This window comes from Legionella sp. 16cNR16C (assembly GCF_021297775.1).
Classification (GTDB): domain Bacteria; phylum Pseudomonadota; class Gammaproteobacteria; order Legionellales; family Legionellaceae; genus Legionella_C; species Legionella_C quinlivanii_A.
On sequence record NZ_JAJTMX010000001.1, the window covers coordinates 71831 to 91597 of the forward strand.

Genomic DNA, 19767 nt, shown 5'->3' on the forward strand with positions numbered 1-19767 from the left:
CCTTCGGGCTCAAACGTATTGTATAAGATAGCAGCTTTTAAATTTAAATCAATATTTTTTGCTAACTTTGCATAATTTGGTCATTTTGTCGAAAATATGATTGGCCGTTCTTGATCCATTCAAGTATTTCCCTGGCAACCAGAGGATGAGAGATGTAGTATCCCTGGGCCTGATCGCAACCTATCTCGCATAAATAGTCGAGTGTATCCTTATCTTCGAGTCCTTCTGCTGTGGTCTGTAAGCCCAGACTTTTACCTAAATCCACTATCGATTTGATCACTACTTTGGATTCCAGAGAGTGTTTTGCATTAATGACAAAGGATTTATCAATTTTGATTTCCGAGAAAGGCAGGCGTACCAGCTGCAACATGGAGGAAAAGCCTGTTCCGAAATCATCGATGGATAATTCAAAACCCTGCATTCTCAGACGTGTCAAAATTTCCAGAGATGCAACCGGATCTTCCATTGCTGCGGTTTCTGTCAGTTCCAGAATCAAACAATTAGGCTCGAGCCCAAGCTTTTTGATGTTTTCACTTAATTGTTCAAACAAAGCGGTATTTTTCAGGGAGGAAGTCGAGATATTAACGGAAAGTTTCAGGTTTTTAATTGTTTTTTCTGAAAGATATTGTTTATAGACTGGACCTGAAATGATGTCGCTAAACCAGTGCAAGGCCTGGTCCAGCACCTCATAGGTAATGCCATCAATCAGGTGACAGGATTCAGCAAAAGGTATGAAGCGATCTGGCTGTACAATGCCAAAACGGGTGTTAACCCAGCGGCTTAATACTTCAAATCCTTTTAATTCCTGAGTTTTGCAGTCAATCTTGGGCTGATATACCACATAAATCTCTTTTTGCTCCAGAGCATTGGATAGATCGCTTTTTAATAGAAGTTCCGGTTTCTTTTTAATTAAACCGAAATAGTTAGACGGAGGTTTTTTAACTGAGGTGGTTAGCTGAGTTAATAATTTTCTCAGATCAGTTAATGAGAAAGGTTTGGGAAGTACTGCCACTACATTTAGACCGTGCTCATAGGCGGTTCTCTGGGCAGCATCCAATACCCGACTGCCTACTCCGCTGGTAATAAGTATCTTGGATTTACAATGATGCCTGGCCAGCTCGGTCATAACCTGAATACCGTCCATTCCAGGCATGATCAAATCAATTGCGAGAAGTTCTGGTTCCCAGGACTGAACCTGATCCAGAAATATCCCTGGATTTGTAGTATATTGAGCTTCGATGTCTGTAAACCGTGCAATGTTTTGAATGGTTTTACAGATCATTACATCATCATCCAGAATTAATAAACGATTACTCATCCTGGTCTTCCTTCTCATACGCTATTCAATGTATCCCTAATCTTGTTTAACAAATCCACGCGCCGATAAGGCTTGTTTAGTAAATGAACACCGGGTGTCAATTGCCCCTGATGGCGTATAATATCTTCAGGATAGCCCGAGGTGTATAGCACTTTTAAACCGGGTCTTAATTTTTGAGCTAAAATGGCCAGTTCTGTTCCACTTAACCCTCCTTCCATTATTATATCCGTAAAAAGTAATTCAAAATCATCTCGTGCCTTGAGAATTTCAAGAGCACTAAGACCATTAGCTGCCACCTCGACCTCATAGCCTGCGGCACGTAATTGCTCGGAAGCATAAAGGCGTACTTTCTCATTGTCCTCTACTAAAAGGATTTTTTCATGTCCTGTAGCTATGAATTTAGGTTTAGCTTCCTCTTCAGGCATAGCCACATTATCGGCTTTGGGCAAATAAAGGCCAACAGTGGTACCTTTTCCTGGTTCTGAATAGATATTGATGTGCCCCCCTGATTGTTTGATAAACCCAAACACCATACTGAGTCCAAGACCAGTTCCTTTGTCCTTGGGCTTCGTCGAAAAAAAAGGCTCAAACACTTTGTTCAGATGCTCGGGGGCAATTCCGCTGCCAGTATCTGAAATCAGAATTTCAGCGTAGCGTCCAGGCCTGATTTCAGTATGTGAATCGGCATACGTTTCATCCAATTCGGAGTTTCTGGTTTCAATAATGAGCTGTCCTCCACCAGGCATGGCATCACGAGCATTTAAGCATAGATTTAAAATAGCATTTTCAAGTTGTGATGGGTCAACCAGCGTTGGCCATAATTGAGGCTCTTTTTTAAATTTTAATTCGATATTGTCGCCGATTGTTCGTTTCAGGAGACCCATCATGTTTTCCATAAGAACATTCAATTCTATAACTTTGGGTTCCAGGGCCTGGCGTCTGGCAAACGCCAGTAAGCGTTTGGTCAGCTCCGCTCCTCGCTGAGCTGCGCTGTATATCATGTCTGCCATTTCATTTAGCCTAGGGTTATCGGATAATTGCTCAGTCAGTAATTCAGCGTTACCCATTATAATCGTGAGCATGTTATTGAAATCGTGTGCCACGCCGCCCGTTAATTGCCCCAGGGATTCAAGACGTTGCGATTGGCGAAGCTGCTCTTCGAGCTCATAACGTTCGGTTAAATCGGTCATGCCGCCAATCATGCGTACAGCTTTTCCGCGGTCATCCCGTATTACATTGCCCCGATCAAATACTATTGCGTAAGTGCCATCTTTCCGCCGGAATCGGTACTCAGCATTCCAATGTGTTTTTCCCTCATTAATTACTTTGAAAACCCCCTGAATTACCCGATTGAAATCATCTGGATGAATATAATTCATCCAGGAGTTGATATTGGGAACAATTTCTTTACGCTGATATCCGAAGAGTATTTCAAAGCCTTCATTCCACCAAATTGAATTATTTAAGAGATTCAGATCCCAGATGGCATCATTGGTCGCATCAGATAGCAAGCGAAAGCGCTCTTCACTTTCTCGAAGCGATTGTTCGGCTTCTTTTCTCTCAGTGATATCTTCTGCGACCCCGGCAATCCTGTAAAGCTGGCCTTTACTATCGTAAATATTAAACGAACGATCATGAATCCAGCGCATTTGACCGTCAGGCCTGATAATTCGGTATTCCTGATTATAACCCTGGCTTGAGTCATCGAGTAAAGAAAGCATCTTACTTCGATCTTCTTCATAAATGGCTTCCAGCCACTGCCGAGGGTTTTCACAAAGACCCTGACAAGATCGCCCCCAAATACGTTCGTAGGCCGGGCTGATATATAAAATCTGATCATGAGCCGCATTGGTTAGCCAAAACACTTCCTGAATATTCTCAGTTAGCTGGCGGAACCGCTGTTCGGTTTCCTGGCGTACTTCTTCGAGCTCTTTTTGCTCAGTGATATCTTGAAAAGCTCCCTGGACCTTAATGATCTGCCCTGATTTATCCCGGGCAGATTCTCCCATAATTTTTATCCAAAGCGGATTGTTCTTCGGACTGAGAAAGGGTAATTCAAGTTGGAAAGGAATGCCTTTATACCTGCATTGATCGAAAGCATCCTGGAGCTTTTGGCGACACTTTTGGGGATATAGGCTAATTAGATTATCAAGTGTAGGATTGAAGGAGCCAATCATTTCATGAATAAGTTGTGCTTCCTCAGACCAGGTAAAGCATTGCTCCGGTAGTTTTAATGACCAGGCGCCAGTACGGCTTATCTGTGACGCCATGCGAAGAAAGGATTGGTTTTCCTCAAGCTCATTAAGCATTCTTTTTTTCTGCGTAATGTCTTCGCATACAGCGATAAAATTAATAGGTTGTCCGGTTTCATCGCGAGGTGCTGAAATGCTTAGCCGAACCCAGATTTCCTCATGGTTTTTGGTCAGATAACGCTTTTCAAAGGTATGTCCTTCCTGCTTATTCAACAGACTGCGAGTAAGTTCCCAGCTAATTATTTTATCATCGGGATGGGTAACATCCATAAATGTCATTTCATAGAGCTCTTGCTCTGAGTAACCCAACATCTCACAGTAAGCCGCATTGACCTGCAGAAAATGACCGCTCAAATCAGTAATCGCAATGCCAGTTGCCGCATCCTGAAACGCATGACGAAATCGGGACTCACTTGTTTGTAATGCGTTAGTTTTTTCATGAAGCTCAATGCAGATTCTTACCAGATAACCGGCATGATCAATCAGTTCAAAATCGTTTTTTGTTGGCTCATAGCAATGGTCATAATACAGGGCAAAGGCTGCAATTACTTTATTATTACTGTCAAGCACTGGCGTCGACCAGCAGGCTTTCAGATTATTTTCCCCGGCTAAATTAGCGTAATCCTCCCAAAAAGCACTGCTGCTTATATCCGATACTATCACTCGTTTCTTTGAAAACATCGCCGTACCGGAACAAAGCTGTTGGGGACCAATTTCCATTCCGTCTACTGTTTTCGTGTAAACAGGAGGTAAATGAGGAGCGGAACCCTGACGAATATGAATGCCGTCTTTGTCTAATAAAAGAATCGCTACCTTTGCATCTTCAGTGATTTCCTCAATGCCTAAAGCTATCGTGTCCAATAATGCGGAAAGAGGAGTATTTCCAAGAATCAGCTCAAAAATCCTTCTTTCAACCTGAAGCAAGGCTTCATATCTCGATGCAAAAGTTGCTGATTTTTTAGCCGGTGAATGCTGTCCAATACGTTTTGGGGATTTCTCCATTGACTCACCTTTAGTTACCCTTTGTGCTCCTTTTTATAAGTGTAGCTTATCCAATTGTGGTAGAAGCAGGCAGAAGTAATAGATAGATGATTAATTGCTCCAGAATGATAAAAGAGTACTATAATCATATTATTAGCACTAAGAGAGTAGCCATCATGCATGAACTTCTTAATTTAATTGCAGTCATTATTGTCTTTGGATTGGTCATGTGGTTGATTAATGTTTTTATTCCAATGCCTGCGGCCATTAAATCTCTTTTGAACATTCTGGTACTAATTGTTTTGATTATTTATATCCTGCAGTTCTTTGGCGTGATCAATACCATATTGCCTCCCATCCGTATTTTGAAGTAAATTGACAGTTGAGTGGATTAACTGTTAATAGCAAGGATGGAGCATGCCCAGTTCAGAAAGAGCCAGCGAGAAAAGGGACTTTAATCTTAGGTCGCAGAAAAAAAATTCAGCGATTGCTGTGAAATCTGAACAGATACGTCAGAGCATTTCATATGACCATTTTTGTGCAGAGCTGTTGGCTGAAGCGAAACATGTTAATGAAACGCTCAATGGAATACCGTTATGCAGCGGGGCACAGTTTAAAATCGCTTTAATTGGTTTTGGTGACAGACAGCAGCTGGAAATGCAAATTAATCCGGATCTTAAAGTGGACCTCCCTGAAAAGTTTGAAGTCGATATGAATGCCGGTTTTGATTGGCTTGATCTGGCTGTTAGTTATGGCAGCAAGGAGGCAAAAAAATACTTTCGTTTACATATCCAGGAACCCTTTTTTCGACAAGCATACTGTGAATATCGAACACACCGTTCAGACAACCATCTGGAGCAACTCGCAGATATAAAGCCCGGCTTTTTCAATGAGAGTTTGAAGCAGAATGAATCGGTAGCTGGTTTGTGGCAATTGGCTAATTTGCTGAGTCATCGCAATCAGGATGGGCCGCAATTCAAATAAAATTTCGAAGTAACTCACCCGGTACGTCATCCTGTCCTCTGGTACGTCATCCTGAACGTAGTGAAGGATCTCCTGAATCAGGCTCAGCTCTAAGCAGTTTGAGATCCTTCACTGCGCTCAGGATGACGTTGGGACGATTTGATGCTTTTCACATTTTCATTTTTTTGTAAATAAAGAAGGGCAAATTAGAGATGATTGCCATGATATATCGCCAGAAAAATGGATGGTAGCTTAGCCTTTTTTTTCTGTCTAATGCTTTGAAGCAGGCTTTGGCGCAGTCTTTTGGAGAGGACGCATAAAAAATACCGGGCTTTCCGAACGTTTGCGCCGTATCAATAAAGCCGAGGCGCATGATAGTCAGTGTTTGTGTCGGTGAAGCAGATTGCTGTAGCCCTTGCAGATAAGTTTCAATAGCTGATTTGCTGGCACCATACAAACTATTTTTACTGCGTCCGCGACTGGCAGCGACTGAGCTTAAAAAAATAAGCTGGTGGTCACTTTGTTCTTTTTTAAGATACCCATGAATTAGTTCACAGCTGCTAGTAATATTGACTTTAATGACTAAACCAATATCTGATTCATTAAGATCCTGATTTTCAATAATTAAACTATGAGCTAAAAATAGCGACAAATTCTCCTGACGTGAGAACAACTGATGGCACAAGGTTTTGCTGTCATTGGCGAAGTCAAACACTATAGTCTGGCAAGGGATTTTATAGCGCAGCGCATAATCGGCAGCCATAATTTTAAGTTCGGCCGCATCACGTGCAATTAAAATTAAAGGATGTCCCTTACTCGCTGCTAAATGACCGAATTCTCTGGCGATTGCCGAACTGGCCCCGCTAATGACCCAGGTCGTTTTATTCATATACAAATCCCTAATCGTCGACCTAAATCAGAACAGGGGTGATTAGGCAGGGTTTCAAGCAGTTTGATGAATTGTCCGCTATTAGGGTATTGGCATCTGAACTGCTCTGATGTTAATAGCAAATCTTTTGCCAGGTACACTTTGCCCTGATGCTGCGTGATCCATTCATTCAAATTTTTAATTGTTTGCCGGGCTTGCGGTTGATTCACAAAATCAATGGCAATGGTAAAGCCTGGCTGAGTGAATGACAGCAAGCCCGTTCCAGTATGATTTAAATATTTTAAGACTGCCAGCGCAGGCAGTGCATGATGTTTACGGCCAAGCAGCAGACATTGCTCAAGGCATTCCTTAATCAAATCAGCTCCAACGACGGCCTGGAATTGAATTAAGCCTTTTTTCCCATAGAGGCGATTCCAGTTACTGATTCTATCTAGCGGATTATTGAATATCTGAATAGGGCTGACTTGTGGAGCAGCGCTGGTATAACGAAAATAAAGCTGATTAAATACTTTCATTCCCAGACGGTTAATCAGCCGAAAAGGAATCGGTGGAATATTAACAGGAGCCGCTTCCTGCCTGTTTAAACCCTCATGATAGCTGGCATGAGAAAGTATGGCATGCTCCGGGTTAAGAAAATCGAGCCAGGCGGCTTGATAATCACTGCTATCTGCCAATTTCAGCATTCTTTCAACCAGTTCATCCCAGCTCTGATATTTCTCATTTTCGGATTTTACAAACTGCGGCGCTTTCTTAAGTTTCAGCGCGACACGTTTGATAATTCCTGTCAGTCCCAGGCCGGCAATGGTTGCATAAAACAAGTCAGCGTTGTCCCTGGGGCTACAGTGTATTGACTCCTGATGACATTGTAATTCTATCCATTCGATATGCTGCCCCAAAGCCGCTTCTTTCGGATTATTTTTTCCATGAACATCATTAGCAATGCCACCCGCTAAAGTGGCGCGAAGCGTGCCGGGAATTACTGGTGGGATAAAGCGGGTGTCAACCTTGAATAAATCGGCAAAAGTAACGCCGCCCTGACAAACTAACAGGCCGCTTGCAGCGTCAAAAGAAAGAAAGTGATTAAGCCGCCTGGTATCAAGAATGGACTGTTGATCATTGAGGCAGCAGTCATTATAACTGGTTCCAGCGCCGCGTGCCAAAATCGATTCTTTCGCAGGAATCAGGATTTTTTCTATTTGTTTTTCACTATCCGGACGATAGCATTTCGATTGGGTCTCAAGATTATGGGCAAAGTTACCAAAGGGCATTAATTTAGGCTGCATTGCTAGTTTTATCAATCGAAAATTCAAGTGTGTCATCTTTATCAGGTATTGACAATTGTATTTTGAAATCAGCGCCTTGGCAAAATGAATTTGGTGTATTAAATAGCCGAAATGAATGCAAGCAGATCATCATGAACTGCTGATGCTATAATTTCTAATCAAAGGATATTGCATCGATACTGGAAGCACTTCAAAAGGAAAAGTCATGGAATTGTTAAAGTTAATAGTGAAATCGGCGTTGATGGGACTTTGGATAATGATTCCAGTTTCTGTTTATGCAGCTGATTTACCGACAGTGGTTATTGGCTCTGAGAAATACGATAAACAAATGTGTATTGAGCGCTATACTCAAGACTGCCTGGATTCAGTCTGTATGACATCTTCTGATACGGATTGCAATGATAAATGCCAATCGGCTGCGGAAGATAAGTGTCAGGATGAGGCAGATGATTAGTCAATTTTTTGACTGATAAATAATTAAACCCTGTTCAGATACCTCAGCTACCATGATTAAAGTTGGCATATAAATTGCTAGGCAATGATTTATCGTATTGAAGCAGATTGGATGCAGGATTACTCATGGTTGAGAAGGATGTATTATCGCAAGAAGAAATTGATGCCTTGTTAGGCGCTGTAGACAGCGATAATTCGGATTCTGCAGAAGACGAGAGCAATGCAGAGAATGACCTCCCCACGTCGCCAACCGCTCCTAAAACTGAGCATATTGAAGTCCTCAATTTTGCAAGCCAGGAACGTATCGTTCGTGGTGAGCTTCCGGTTCTTGATAAAATTCATGATCGGGCAGCGCGTTATTTTGCCAATGATATTTATCTTTTAATGGCCAAAGAAATTCACATTAAGCAAGAGCCGATGACGGTAGTGAAACACCGTGAATATCTAAGTGCATTGCCCAATCCCAGTTTAATGACTATTTATCGATTTAAGCCCTTACGTGGTAAGGCGCTGATCGTGTTTGACAGTACCTTTGTGTATGATTTGGTCGATTATTATTTTGGCGGCAGTTCGCAATTTTCTGCACAAACCGATAAAACAGATTTCACAGCCGCAGAATTGCGAGTGATGGATATTGTGATCGGTAAACTGGTACGCAATATCGAGCAAGCCTGGGCACCGATTATTCACCTCGAACCCCTCCGGGTCAATGACGAAACCAATCCGCAATTAGTGCACATCGGTGAACCGGATGAATTATTGCTAGTCAGCAAGTTCAGCCTTGATTTTGGTAAGGAACAAGGAACTTTTGCATTCATTTTACCTTATTCAATGGTGGAGCCTATCAAACAGCAACTAGAACTTGGAGCTGCAAGACCTGATGAAGATATTGATCCGAACTGGATTATGTCTCTTAAAGAAGAGTTAATGGAGGTGGAGTTAACTATTAGTTCAGTTATGGCGCAAACCACAAGCACTTTAGGCAAGGTAATGGAGTGGAAAGCAGGAGATTTTCTAACCCTGGAAATGAATGAGGAAGTGACAGTCGATATAGAAGGGACGCCTGCTTTTGTTGCTACTGTAGGGAAAGTGAATGATAAGCGAGCTTTAAAAATAACAAAAAAAATAAGTTACTAGAGGTGGTTATGAGTGAGAATACAGAGGTCGTCACAGCCAAGTTAACTCAGGATGCAACAGGCAATACTGAGAATGAAAAAATGGAAATGATTCTGGATATTCCAGTGACGGTCACCGTAGAAATCGGCCGAACTAAAATGTCAATCCGAAATTTATTACAACTTAATCAGGGGGGCATTGTCGCTCTGGATCGCATGGCAGGGGAGCCGCTTGATGTACTGGTCAATGGAACTCTGGTTGCTCATGGTGAAGTTGTTGTGGTGAACGACAAATTCGGGGTCCGTCTGACGGATATAGTAAGCAAGGCAGAAAGAATCAAGCGATTAAGATGAAGCTAGCAAACAAGGGATTGTATCTGTATTTATTTTTAAGCAATACGGCTTATGCAGCGAGTTCTGAAGGATCAAGTCTGAACGGTGGCGATTTCTTCAGAATTCTGATGGGTTTATTGTTTGTTATTATCTTTATTTTGGGTTTGTTCTGGCTTATGAAGCAGACAAGCCGATTAGGAACCGGCAAACACATCAATCTGGAAGTGATTTACTCTGCTAACCTGGGCCCACGAGAGAGAGTTCTACTGGTACGCGCGGGTACACGCTATCTGCTTTTAGGGGTTACCAGCCATAACATCACGACATTATGTGACTTTGGCGAAGAGCTGCCTCCGGGCTTTGAGAAGCAGGCCGAGACGCGGTTCACTGAATTTTTCAAACAAGCTTTAAGGACGAAGTCTTAATGAAACGACGCAGTTTGTTGTATGTCCTGATTTTATTGTTATTCCCCTCAATTGTTCTGGCGGCGAATTTATCGCTTCCAGCAGTAACAGTGAGTCCATCAGCAAACGGTGAAACCTATAGTGTCAATTTACAGATTATACTGTTAATGACCTTATTGAGCGTAATTCCCGGGTTGTTAATGGCGATGACTTCATTTACCCGAATCATCATCGTTCTTTCAATGCTGCGTCAGGCAATCGGGCTTGGGCAAACACCGACCAACCAGATATTAATAGGAATCTCTCTTTTTCTCACTTTTTTTGTTATGTGGCCTGTTTTTAACCAAATAAATCAAAATGCAATTCAACCTTATATCAAGGAACAGATTGACTTTCCCCAGGCTCTGAATCTGGGAGAGCAGCCCTTAAAACAGTTTATGCTTCGCCAAACCCGTAAAAACGATTTAGCCTTATTTGAAAAATTTGGCAATAGCCAGGCCGCGAATGTATCCGACATTCCTATGCAAATTGTTATTCCTGCTTTCATAACCAGCGAATTAAAAACGGCGTTTCAAATCGGATTTATTTTATTTCTCCCTTTTTTGATTATCGACATGGTGGTGGCTTCAGTTCTAATGGCGATGGGTATGATGATGCTATCCCCTTTAATTATTTCATTACCATTTAAAATAATGCTGTTTGTAATGGTCGATGGCTGGACCCTGGTGCTGGGTTCATTAGCCTCGAGTTTTGCGGTGAGCTAGGAGAAATCATGACAGCAGATTCCGTTTTATCCTTATTCAGTGAAGCGGTGTATTTAATGATTTTACTATTGCTTGTTCTAATAGTTCCTGGATTGGTTGTGGGCCTGATTGTTGCCATGTTTCAGGCCGCCACGCAAATCAATGAAGCCAGTTTAAGCTTCATCCCCAAACTGCTGGTTACCTTTCTGGTGATGGTTATCGCCGGACCCTGGCTTTTAAAGACCATGTTGAATTATACCGAGAGTTTATTCGGTAATATTCCTTATTTACTGGACTAATATGGGCATTTCTCATCAGACCATTATCCTGTATCTAAGTCAGATAGTCTGGCCGCTGGCTCGCATATCCGGATTATTCCTGTCAATGCCTTTAATTTCGTCTGTATTGTTACCCAGAAGCATTCGTATTATTTTTGCATTTGCTCTGGCGTTCATCGCCATGCCCTTTATCCCGGAATCCATGTCTTTTTTATACTTCAGACTGGAGCATATATTTTTTCTGATGAATGAGATATTGCTCGGATTGCTAATGGGGTTCGCGCTGCAATTGGTTTTTCAGATTTTTATTGTGGGTGGCCAGATTATTGCCATGCAGGCTGGATTGGGTTTCGCGGTAATGGTTGATCCGGCCAGTAAAGCCAGTGTGCCTTTGGTGAGTCAGCTTTATCTAATAATGGTTAGTCTTTTATTTTTGACTTTAAATGGTCATCTGGCGCTTTTCGACTTATTTCTTGAGAGTTTCAAAATAAAGCCAATAGGTCAATTTGAGGTAGGGGTGACTGAATTGGCTTCGATACTGGGATTTTCTGCCTGGATGCTGAAAGAGTCTGTTCTGGTTTCTCTTCCCGCAATTCTATCCTTATTATTGGTCAGCCTTGCCTTTGGTGTGATGAGCCGGGTGGCGCCACAGCTTAATTTATTTTCAATTGGCTTCCCTATCACTTTGTTGATGGGATTTATAGTGATTCGCTTTAGTTTACCCGGCCTTTTTGACCAAATGAGCGATAGCATTGAACAGGGTATTTTACTCATAAAAGGGATGTTACGCTGATGGCCGAAGAAGAACAGTCCCAGGAAAAGACGGAACAGCCCTCGCAAAAGCGCATCAAAGAGGCGAGAGAAAAAGGGCAGGTGCTGCGTTCCAAAGATTTTAACGCAACACTGATTCTCATTTTCTCAAGCGTAAGCATCCTGATTTTGGGTCATTATCTGGCTGATGAGGCCAAAAAGATGATGCAGGAATCGCTGCATTTCAATTTGGAATTATTCCGGGCGGATGCCAACCTGTTCAATAAAATGCGTGAAGTGATGAGTTTGGGATTCAATCTTGTCTGGCCATTGCTGCTGTTAATTTTATTGTTATCAATTATTGCGCCCTTAGTAATTGGCGGCTGGGTATGTTCCTTTGAGGCAGTGCGGCCCCAGTTTTCACGCATGAATCCCATGAAAGGATTAAAGCGTATGGTTTCCTTGAAGGCAGTGGTCGAGATGGCCAAATCCTTTATCAAATTTGTGTTAGTCGCTTTGGCAGCCCTGCTTATATTGCATTGGCAAGTGCCTTCATTAATGGCATTGGCTAATTTTTCACTGGAAAGCGCTATTGGCGAGGGCCTGCGAATTATTTCCTTTTCTTTTCTGATGATTAGTTCCTGTTTGATTCTCATTGCGGCATTGGATGTGCCTTTTCAATGGTATGAATTTCAAAAGCAGTTAAAAATGACGCGTCAGGAACTGAAGGATGAGTACAAGGAAACGGAAGGCAAGCCTGAGGTTAAAAGTCAGATCCGAAGAATGCAGCAGGAAATTTCGCGCCGGCGAATGATGGCGGAAGTGCCCAAAGCCGATGTGGTGTTGACGAATCCAACGCATTTCGCAGTCGCACTGCAGTACAAACAAAAGGGTAATCGCGCGCCGGTTGTGGTGGCTAAAGGGAAAGATCTGATTGCTTTCCAGATCAATAAAATCGCATTGGCGCACAAAGTGCCGATCTTGTCCTTACCCCCATTGACCCGGGCTATTTACTTTTCAACTGCTCTGAATAAAGAAATTCCCAGAGGCTTGTATGTGGCGGTGGCGCAAGTGCTGGCCTACATTTTTCAATTAAAAAATCGTCAATATTATGAGCGGCAACCCGCTTCGCTAAACGATTTACCTATTCCTGAAGATCTTAGACGCAGCGAGGAGGAAACCTGATGAATTCCTGGTTACAAACGATTAAATTATGGATCAATCAGGGACTTGGTACTCCGCTGATGATGGTTATCATGCTCAGTATGATGATACTACCTCTGCCTGCTTTCCTGCTGGATATCTTCTTTACTTTCAATATCGCCTTGTCACTAATTGTGCTGCTGGCCGTTATTTACAGTGAACGCCCCCTTGATCTGGCGGTTTTCCCGACAGTCATTCTGATAGCCACCTTATTACGTCTTGCATTGAATGTCGCTTCAACACGAATCGTTTTGTTGAACGGCCAGAATGGCACTGATGCCGCGGGACAAGTGATTCAATCCTTCGGTGAAGTCGTTATTGGCGGCAATTATGCAGTGGGCCTGGTGGTTTTTATCATTCTGGTGGTGATTAACTTTGTAGTCGTCACCAAAGGAGCCGGACGGGTCTCGGAAGTTAGCGCCCGATTCACTCTGGATTCTTTGCCAGGAAAGCAAATGGCCATTGATGCTGATTTAAACGCTGGCCTGATTAATCAGGAACAAGCCATTAAACGACGGGCGGAAGTATCGCAGGAAGCAGATTTTTATGGATCAATGGATGGTGCCAGCAAGTTTGTGCGAGGAGATGCGATTGCCGGTATTTTAATTTTGCTGATTAATATGATTGGCGGTTTAATCATAGGCGTTTTGCAGCATGGAATGTCATTCGATGATGCCTTGCACAATTATATTCTATTGACAATTGGTGATGGTCTGGTGGCTCAGGTCCCTTCGCTGGTTCTGTCCACAGCGGCTGCTATTATTGTCACTCGTGTTTCCAGTGCGCAAAATATGAGCCAGGCATTGGTAAAACAAGTATTCGGACATCCGAAGGCACTGATAATCGCAGCAAGTATTATCGGTTTGATTGGTGTAGTTCCCGGCATGCCTCATATTGCTTTTCTTTTATTGGCAGCAGGTATTGGCACTATGGCTTATCTTATGATTCGCAGCAATCAGGACAAAGCCAGAAAAGAAAAACTCACTGAGTCGCAGGAGCCTTTAAAGGATAATTTACTGATCTCTGAATTAAGCTGGGATGATGTCAACCCGGTCGATGTCATTGGACTGGAAGTAGGTTACCGCCTTATCCCGCTGGTTGATAGCTCACAAGGCGGGGTTTTGTTATCCAGAATCAAAGGCGTCAGAAAAAAGATTTCACAGGAGTTAGGTTTTTTAATTCCAACTGTTCATATTCGGGATAATCTGGATCTTAAACCCAATCATTATCGAATCAGTCTGGCGGGTGTCATTATGGGAGAGGCGCCTGTTTTTAATGATCGTCTGCTGGCTATAAATCCCGGACAGGTATTTGGTGAGCTGGATGGGCAGGCAACCAGGGATCCTGCTTTTGGGCTTAATGCAGTCTGGATTAATGAAGGCCAAAAAGAGTTGGCACATACTTATGGCTATACAGTAGTTGACGCCTCCACTGTAGTCGCTACCCACTTAAGCCAGATCCTTGAGCAGAATAGTCAACAGCTATTAGGCTATGAAGAAACCCAGCAGCTGCTTGATAAGCTGGCATTGTCCTCACCTAAACTGGTCAAAGAGCTGGTTCCTGACAATTTAACACTGGGTGCTGTAAATAAAGTATTGCAAGGCTTGCTGACTGAACATATTCCCTTAACCGATATTCGCACTATCGTGGAAACCCTTGCAGAGTCATCCGGCAAATCCAAGGACATTGATTATCTGATTGCTCAGGTTCGTGTCGCTTTATCGCGTTTGATCACACAAAAGATGAGTGGGTTAAACGAGGAGCTGCAAATCATTACGCTCAAACCCGAGCTGGAACAGTTATTGCAGCATTCACTCCAAAACAGTAATGGACAAAATATGAGTTTTGAACCGGGGATGGCAGACAAGATTCAGCAGGCCTTACTACGGTTTGCAGATCAGCAACAGGCACGTCAACAATTGGCCGTTTTGGTGGTTCAGCCTGGAATACGATCCATCCTGGCACGTTTTGTGCGTAACATTTCCAATAATCTGCATGTAATGTCCTATCAGGAAATACCTGACAACAAGCAGATAAGAATAGTGGGTACAGTGGGATAACAAGGGATTTTTATGAAAATAAAACGTTTCACCGCATCGGATACACGAACAGCCATGCAGCAAATCAAATCCGTTTTTGGGCCGGATGCTGTTATTTTATCCAGTTCAAAAGTGGATAATGGCGTGGAGATTGTGGCTGCTATCGATTTCGATGAAACCATATTAAGCCCTGAAGCGGCAGTCTCAACTCTTGGCAGAGAGTCCGCTTCCAATACGGCGGTATCCTCGCCACTGGATGAAATGAAGCAGGAAATTCAGACACTTAGAGGGATGCTTGAAGCACAGTTGCGCGGCAATGTTGGCCGGCAGGAACCGCTTCATACCATTTTGATGCAAAAATTGCTTTATCTTGGTGTCAGCCAATTGACAGCCACATCTCTGATTACGCATATCAACCCGGGACTTAACCAGCAAAATGCCTGGCAGCAAGTATTAGGCCGTTTATCTGAAGCGCTCCCTATCTGTGACAGCCGACGAATTGAAGAAGGGGGAATCTATGCTTTCGTAGGACCCACCGGAGTAGGTAAAACAACTACTCTGGCAAAGATTGCCGCCCGATTCGTATTACGCTTCGGGGCAGACAAGTTGGGTTTGATCACAATGGATACCTATCGAATTGCTGCTCAGGAGCAGTTAATCGTGTATGGAAAAATATTGGGTGTGCCTGTTTGCGTGGCACAGGATGAACTCTCTCTTTCCCGAGTTATCAGTCAACTGAATAACAAAAAGCTGATTCTGATTGATACGGCGGGAATGAATCCTGCTGACGAGAGGGTTAGCCAGCAGATGGATATATTAAGCTCCCATCTCCACTCGATTTCAACGGTACTGGTTTTACCTGCAACCAGTCATTATCAGGTTATTATTGAGGCGATTAAACGCTATCAGGTGAGCCGGGTAGAGCAGTGTGTGGTGACGAAACTGGATGAATGTCTGGCCTTGGGAGGGGTATTAAGCGCTATTGCCGAAACAGGAATAGGGGTCAGTTACGTAACCAATGGACAACGGGTTCCTGAAGATATCAAACTGGCCACGCGCTATCAGTTAATTGAACAGTTTGCTCAGCAGGAATTACGCATGAATGAGTATGATACGGCTGCGCAAACAATTCAGAATGCTGCAAGGAGGTTTTATGTCGAAGATTGAAAAACCTTTAGATGACCAGGCAGCGGGATTACGAAACATAACTCGCTCCAAACCGGTTAAAGTCATCGCGGTGTCAGCCGGAAAAGGAGGTGTCGGCAAAAGTAATATCTCTGTAAATCTGGCAGTTGCACTCGCGCAAATGAATAAGAAAGTACTGTTATTGGATGCCGATTTAGGTCTGGCCAATATTGATATCATGCTGGGTTTGCATACAAAATTTAATTTGTCTCATGTGATTCAGGGGATCTGCCATCTGGCGGATATTATGTTGACAGGCCCCTATGATATCCGAATTGTTCCCGCCGCTTCCGGAACTGATTATATGACTCAGCTTAGTCCGAGTGAGCATGCCGGCATTATTGATGCATTCAATGAGTTAACCGATGATTTCGATTATATGATTATCGACACCGCTGCAGGGATTTCTGACACTGTATTGAGTTTTGTCCGTTCTTCGCAAGAGGTGGTGGTAGTCGTTTGCGATGAACCCACGTCATTAACCGATGCCTATGCTTTAATTAAGGTGATGAGCAAACGTTATGAGTGGAGCCATTTTCATATCCTGGCCAATATGGTCAGAAGCATGCGCGAAGGGCGTGAGTTGTTTAACAAGCTTTATCGAGTGTCGGAGCAGTTTCTCGATGTTAGTCTGGATTATCTGGGAGCCATTCCTTTCGATGAAAGAGTGCATGACGCGGTTAAAAAACAAAAAGCGGTATTGGCCGCATTTCCCGATTCAAATGCCGCCAAGGCATTCAGAAATCTGGCAAAAAATGTTGAAAAATGGCCGTTTAAACCCGTGCTGGGTGGCAATACCAGTTTTTTTCTGGAACGTTTGGTAGCCAGTGAACATTAAAACTGGCTTAGCCTAAAAGGAATTTTTTCAATAAGAAAAAATAAGGAGACAGTCGTGGATGCGTTAGCAGCTTACGGCAAAGTAAATCAGCAAACCCAGGAAACCCTTGTCAAGGCACATGCCATGCTGGTTAAACGAATCGCGCATCATCTGATGGTTCGTTTGCCGCAAACAGTGCAGCTTGATGATTTGATTCAGGCAGGGATGCTGGGCTTATTGGAAGCGGTAAGACATTATGACTCAAGCAAGGGGGCTTCCTTTGAGACTTATGCCGGCATCAGAATCCGCGGGCACATGCTGGATGAAGTGCGTCGAAACGACTGGGTGCCGAGATCAGTATACCGCAATGCCAGAATGATTTCTGAAGCAGTCAAACAGGTAGAAAATCGCCTTGGTCGAGAAGCAAAGGACGCGGAGGTTGCTGCAGAGCTGAATTTAAAACTGGAAGAATATTATGAAATGCTGCAGGACTCTGCGGGCAGCCAGTTATTCGGGTTTGATGATCTGGGTGTAACCGAAGATGTATTAAAAGGTGAGGGCTATACCAGCGAACCGCACACCCATGTGATTCAGGACGATATGATCGCAAGACTGGCTCATATTATTGAAGGGCTGCCCAAAAAAGAGCGGCTGGTTTTATCCCTGTATTATGAGCAGGATTTGAATTTGAAGGAGATCGGAGAGGTCTTGGGGGTCAGTGAATCGCGAGTTTCACAGATACATACTCAAGCGACTCTGCGAATCAGAGCACGCCTGTCAACAGAAGAATAGATAAATTATGGATGGTTTGACTTTTCTGGGATTAATTACCGGATTTACAGCGATTATTATTGGCCAAATGTTTGAGGGCGGGAGCATAACCTCGCTTTTAAATATGCCGGCTTTATTCATCGTTATGGGAGGAACGCTGGGGGCTGTGATGGTGCAGACTCCATGGAATACGTTTAAAAGGGCATTCAAAATTGTTCCCTGGATATTTTCACCCCCAAAAAATTCGTTTGATAAAAGCAAGGAGCAATTGATTGATTTAGCTCGAAAAGCCAGACAGCACGGGCTTTTAACCCTTGAACAGCATATGGAGAGTGAAAACAATACGCTCATGCGTCAGGGATTGGAACTGTTAGTCATTGGAGTCGATAAGATCACCATTCGCCAAGTACTGGAATCAGAAATTGATCGACGCGAAGATTATGATTTGCGCGCTGCCCATGTGTTCGAAAGTATGGGGGGATATAGTCCTACTATCGGTATTTTAGGCGCTGTTATAGGGCTTATTCAGGTAATGCGTAACTTGGCCGATCCTGGGGAACTGGGCGTTGGCATTGCTGTTGCTTTTGTCGCTACTATTTATGGGGTTGGATTAGCCAATCTGGTTTTTTTACCAATCGCCAATAAACTGAAGTGCTGTATTGCCAACCAGATTCATCATGACGAAATGCTGGTAGAGGGTTTGGTTGCTATGGCCGGTGGAGAAAGCCCAAATATGCTAAACTTAAAGCTAAATAATTATGGACTCCATCAAGACAATGCGCGGAAGAAGAGCAAAAAAGATTGAACATGAAGATACTCATCGGTGGATGGTTTCCTACGCGGATTTCATTACATTACTATTCGCTTTCTTTGTGGTGATGTATGCGATTTCCTCAGTGAATGTTTCCAAATATAAAACCCTCGCTGATGGAATGCAGTCTGCCTTTAACCAGAATGGCAAACAAAAAGCCCCAATGAGTAACCGGAATGATGGACAATCAGGTGGTGCCATAGATGTGGATGCCTTTAATGATCTGGAGCAAAAACTAGCCGAGTTGCAAGATTCAGACTACAGTGCAAACAGACAAAACGGATGGATTGAGCTGGATATTAAAGCAGAAGCGCTTTTTGACAGTGGAAGTGCAGAATTACGCCCGCTTGCTGTAATTAAACTAATGAAATTAGCCAATATACTTAAAAAAGTTCCATTTCCCATCGCGCTGGAGGGATATACCGACAATCTTCCAATCAGTACCTCCCAATATCCTTCAAACTGGGAACTATCCGCGGCAAGGGCTGCTGCTGTAGCCAGAATATTAACCAATTATGGGGTCGATCCGGGGCGTATTACAGTCACGGGGTATGGCGAGCAATTTCCAGTTGCTGATAATATTTCTGACGATGGCAGAGCGAAAAACAGGCGAGTGAATTTAATCATTGCCAAGGACAAAACCATTCCACGGTTACTAAATCCTGGTGAAGGGAAAAATCAGTTTACAGTGGAAACCCAAAAAAACAATGAACCCCCTCTTTCATTACAGCCTAAAACTGATATGGTAGTACCATTAGCCAAGGAGACACCATGATGTTAATTATCAGTTGCGGTTTAATAATTTGTGGCTTATTTGCTTTATTCATCATGAAGCAACGAAAGGAAATGAAAAGCTTATCTCTAAAACTCAGTCAGTTGAGCAAATCAGTAGAACGCTATCAGTCCGAGCAGACCGCACTGGTTAATGCCGATCTGGTCTTTGCCAGGCAATTAACAGACTTGAACCGTCAGTTGGGAAGTATTGATTCCCAGGTGAATATGATAGAAAACAAACGCAACAACGATGGCGGCTATCAACATGCCCTGCGTATTTTGCAAATGGGAGGCGACAAGGCCGAAATTATCGATAATTGCCATTTATCGAACGCTGAAGCAGAATTATTGATGAATTTGCATGCTTATCGCGAAGCAATAAAAACATCGGAAAAGATCTGAGGA

The 19767-nt window shown here is 43.2% G+C and carries 21 protein-coding genes; 17 read left to right on the plus strand and 4 right to left on the minus strand.

Annotated elements, in window-relative coordinates:
* Positions 1–61: 61 nt before the first annotated feature.
* Together LXA66_RS00340 and LXA66_RS00345 are read right to left on the minus strand one after the other, a co-directional pair.
* Entirely contained in the window at positions 62–1318 is a 1257-nt protein-coding gene (locus LXA66_RS00340) for an EAL domain-containing protein (RefSeq protein WP_233011448.1), read from the minus strand.
* Between the two features lie 14 nt (positions 1319–1332).
* On the minus strand, positions 1333–4572 hold the full coding sequence (locus LXA66_RS00345; RefSeq protein ID WP_233011449.1) for a PAS domain-containing protein: 3240 nt from the start codon (positions 4570–4572) through the stop codon (positions 1333–1335).
* Between the two features lie 155 nt (positions 4573–4727).
* Between LXA66_RS00345 and LXA66_RS00350 the strand changes: the two genes are divergently transcribed.
* Entirely contained in the window at positions 4728–4925 is a 198-nt protein-coding gene (locus tag LXA66_RS00350; RefSeq protein WP_058508722.1) for a Thivi_2564 family membrane protein, read from the plus strand.
* 43 nt (positions 4926–4968) lie between these two features.
* Positions 4969–5535: a hypothetical protein gene (locus LXA66_RS00355; protein WP_233011450.1), complete on the plus strand. Its 567-nt coding sequence runs from the start codon at positions 4969–4971 to the stop codon at positions 5533–5535.
* A gap of 148 nt (positions 5536–5683) precedes the next feature.
* On the opposite strand, the gene LXA66_RS00360 is transcribed toward LXA66_RS00355, so the two are convergent.
* On the minus strand, positions 5684–6403 hold the full coding sequence (locus LXA66_RS00360; RefSeq protein WP_233011451.1) for an SDR family NAD(P)-dependent oxidoreductase: 720 nt from the start codon (positions 6401–6403) through the stop codon (positions 5684–5686).
* Positions 6400–7686 carry an FAD-binding oxidoreductase gene (locus tag LXA66_RS00365; RefSeq protein WP_233011452.1) on the minus strand — a complete coding sequence of 429 codons (1287 nt, stop codon included), beginning with the start codon at positions 7684–7686 and terminating at the stop codon, positions 6400–6402. The genes LXA66_RS00360 and LXA66_RS00365 overlap by 4 nt, the downstream gene beginning before the upstream one ends.
* 205 nt (positions 7687–7891) lie before the next feature.
* Here LXA66_RS00365 and LXA66_RS00370 point away from each other — a divergent pair, with 205 nt between their 5' ends.
* The 15 genes from LXA66_RS00370 (at position 7892) to LXA66_RS00440 (ending at position 19764) form a co-directional block, all read left to right on the plus strand.
* Entirely contained in the window at positions 7892–8140 is a 249-nt protein-coding gene (locus LXA66_RS00370; protein ID WP_233011453.1) for a hypothetical protein, read from the plus strand.
* Positions 8141–8265: 125 nt separating this feature from the next.
* Positions 8266–9276 (plus strand): flagellar motor switch protein FliM, encoded by a 1011-nt coding sequence (gene fliM / locus LXA66_RS00375; protein WP_233011454.1) that lies wholly within the window; start codon positions 8266–8268, stop codon positions 9274–9276.
* 80 nt (positions 9277–9356) lie between these two features.
* Positions 9357–9608, plus strand: a complete 252-nt coding sequence (gene fliN, locus LXA66_RS00380; RefSeq protein WP_367379938.1) for a flagellar motor switch protein FliN — start codon at positions 9357–9359, stop codon at positions 9606–9608.
* Complete coding sequence (fliO, locus tag LXA66_RS00385) at positions 9605–10012, plus strand: flagellar biosynthetic protein FliO (RefSeq protein ID WP_233011455.1); 408 nt, start codon at positions 9605–9607, stop codon at positions 10010–10012. The genes fliN and fliO overlap by 4 nt, the downstream gene beginning before the upstream one ends.
* Positions 10012–10755 carry a flagellar type III secretion system pore protein FliP gene (gene fliP / locus LXA66_RS00390; RefSeq protein ID WP_233011456.1) on the plus strand — a complete coding sequence of 248 codons (744 nt, stop codon included), beginning with the start codon at positions 10012–10014 and terminating at the stop codon, positions 10753–10755. Before fliO ends, fliP begins: the two co-directional genes overlap by 1 nt.
* 8 nt (positions 10756–10763) lie before the next feature.
* The gene (fliQ, locus tag LXA66_RS00395) at positions 10764–11033 is read left to right on the plus strand and encodes a flagellar biosynthesis protein FliQ (protein WP_112219981.1); all 270 of its coding nucleotides are present in this window, start codon (positions 10764–10766) and stop codon (positions 11031–11033) included.
* 1 nt (position 11034) lies between these two features.
* Positions 11035–11805: a flagellar biosynthetic protein FliR gene (fliR, locus tag LXA66_RS00400; protein ID WP_233011457.1), complete on the plus strand. Its 771-nt coding sequence runs from the start codon at positions 11035–11037 to the stop codon at positions 11803–11805.
* Entirely contained in the window at positions 11805–12947 is a 1143-nt protein-coding gene (flhB, locus tag LXA66_RS00405; RefSeq protein WP_233011458.1) for a flagellar biosynthesis protein FlhB, read from the plus strand. The genes fliR and flhB overlap by 1 nt, the downstream gene beginning before the upstream one ends.
* Positions 12947–15025 carry a flagellar biosynthesis protein FlhA gene (gene flhA, locus LXA66_RS00410; RefSeq protein ID WP_233011459.1) on the plus strand — a complete coding sequence of 693 codons (2079 nt, stop codon included), beginning with the start codon at positions 12947–12949 and terminating at the stop codon, positions 15023–15025. The genes flhB and flhA overlap by 1 nt, the downstream gene beginning before the upstream one ends.
* Before the next feature lie 12 nt (positions 15026–15037).
* On the plus strand, positions 15038–16171 hold the full coding sequence (gene flhF / locus LXA66_RS00415; RefSeq protein ID WP_233011460.1) for a flagellar biosynthesis protein FlhF: 1134 nt from the start codon (positions 15038–15040) through the stop codon (positions 16169–16171).
* Positions 16158–17027 carry a MinD/ParA family protein gene (locus tag LXA66_RS00420; protein ID WP_233011461.1) on the plus strand — a complete coding sequence of 290 codons (870 nt, stop codon included), beginning with the start codon at positions 16158–16160 and terminating at the stop codon, positions 17025–17027. Before flhF ends, LXA66_RS00420 begins: the two co-directional genes overlap by 14 nt.
* Positions 17028–17081: 54 nt before the next feature.
* Positions 17082–17798: an RNA polymerase sigma factor FliA gene (locus tag LXA66_RS00425; protein ID WP_058508713.1), complete on the plus strand. Its 717-nt coding sequence runs from the start codon at positions 17082–17084 to the stop codon at positions 17796–17798.
* Positions 17799–17805: 7 nt separating this feature from the next.
* Positions 17806–18582 carry a flagellar motor protein gene (locus LXA66_RS00430; protein ID WP_233011462.1) on the plus strand — a complete coding sequence of 259 codons (777 nt, stop codon included), beginning with the start codon at positions 17806–17808 and terminating at the stop codon, positions 18580–18582.
* Complete coding sequence (locus LXA66_RS00435) at positions 18536–19363, plus strand: flagellar motor protein MotB (protein ID WP_233011463.1); 828 nt, start codon at positions 18536–18538, stop codon at positions 19361–19363. Before LXA66_RS00430 ends, LXA66_RS00435 begins: the two co-directional genes overlap by 47 nt.
* Positions 19360–19764, plus strand: coding sequence for a DUF2802 domain-containing protein (locus LXA66_RS00440; RefSeq protein WP_233011464.1), 405 nt, complete (start codon positions 19360–19362; stop codon positions 19762–19764). Before LXA66_RS00435 ends, LXA66_RS00440 begins: the two co-directional genes overlap by 4 nt.
* The last annotated feature ends 3 nt before the right edge of the window (positions 19765–19767 follow it).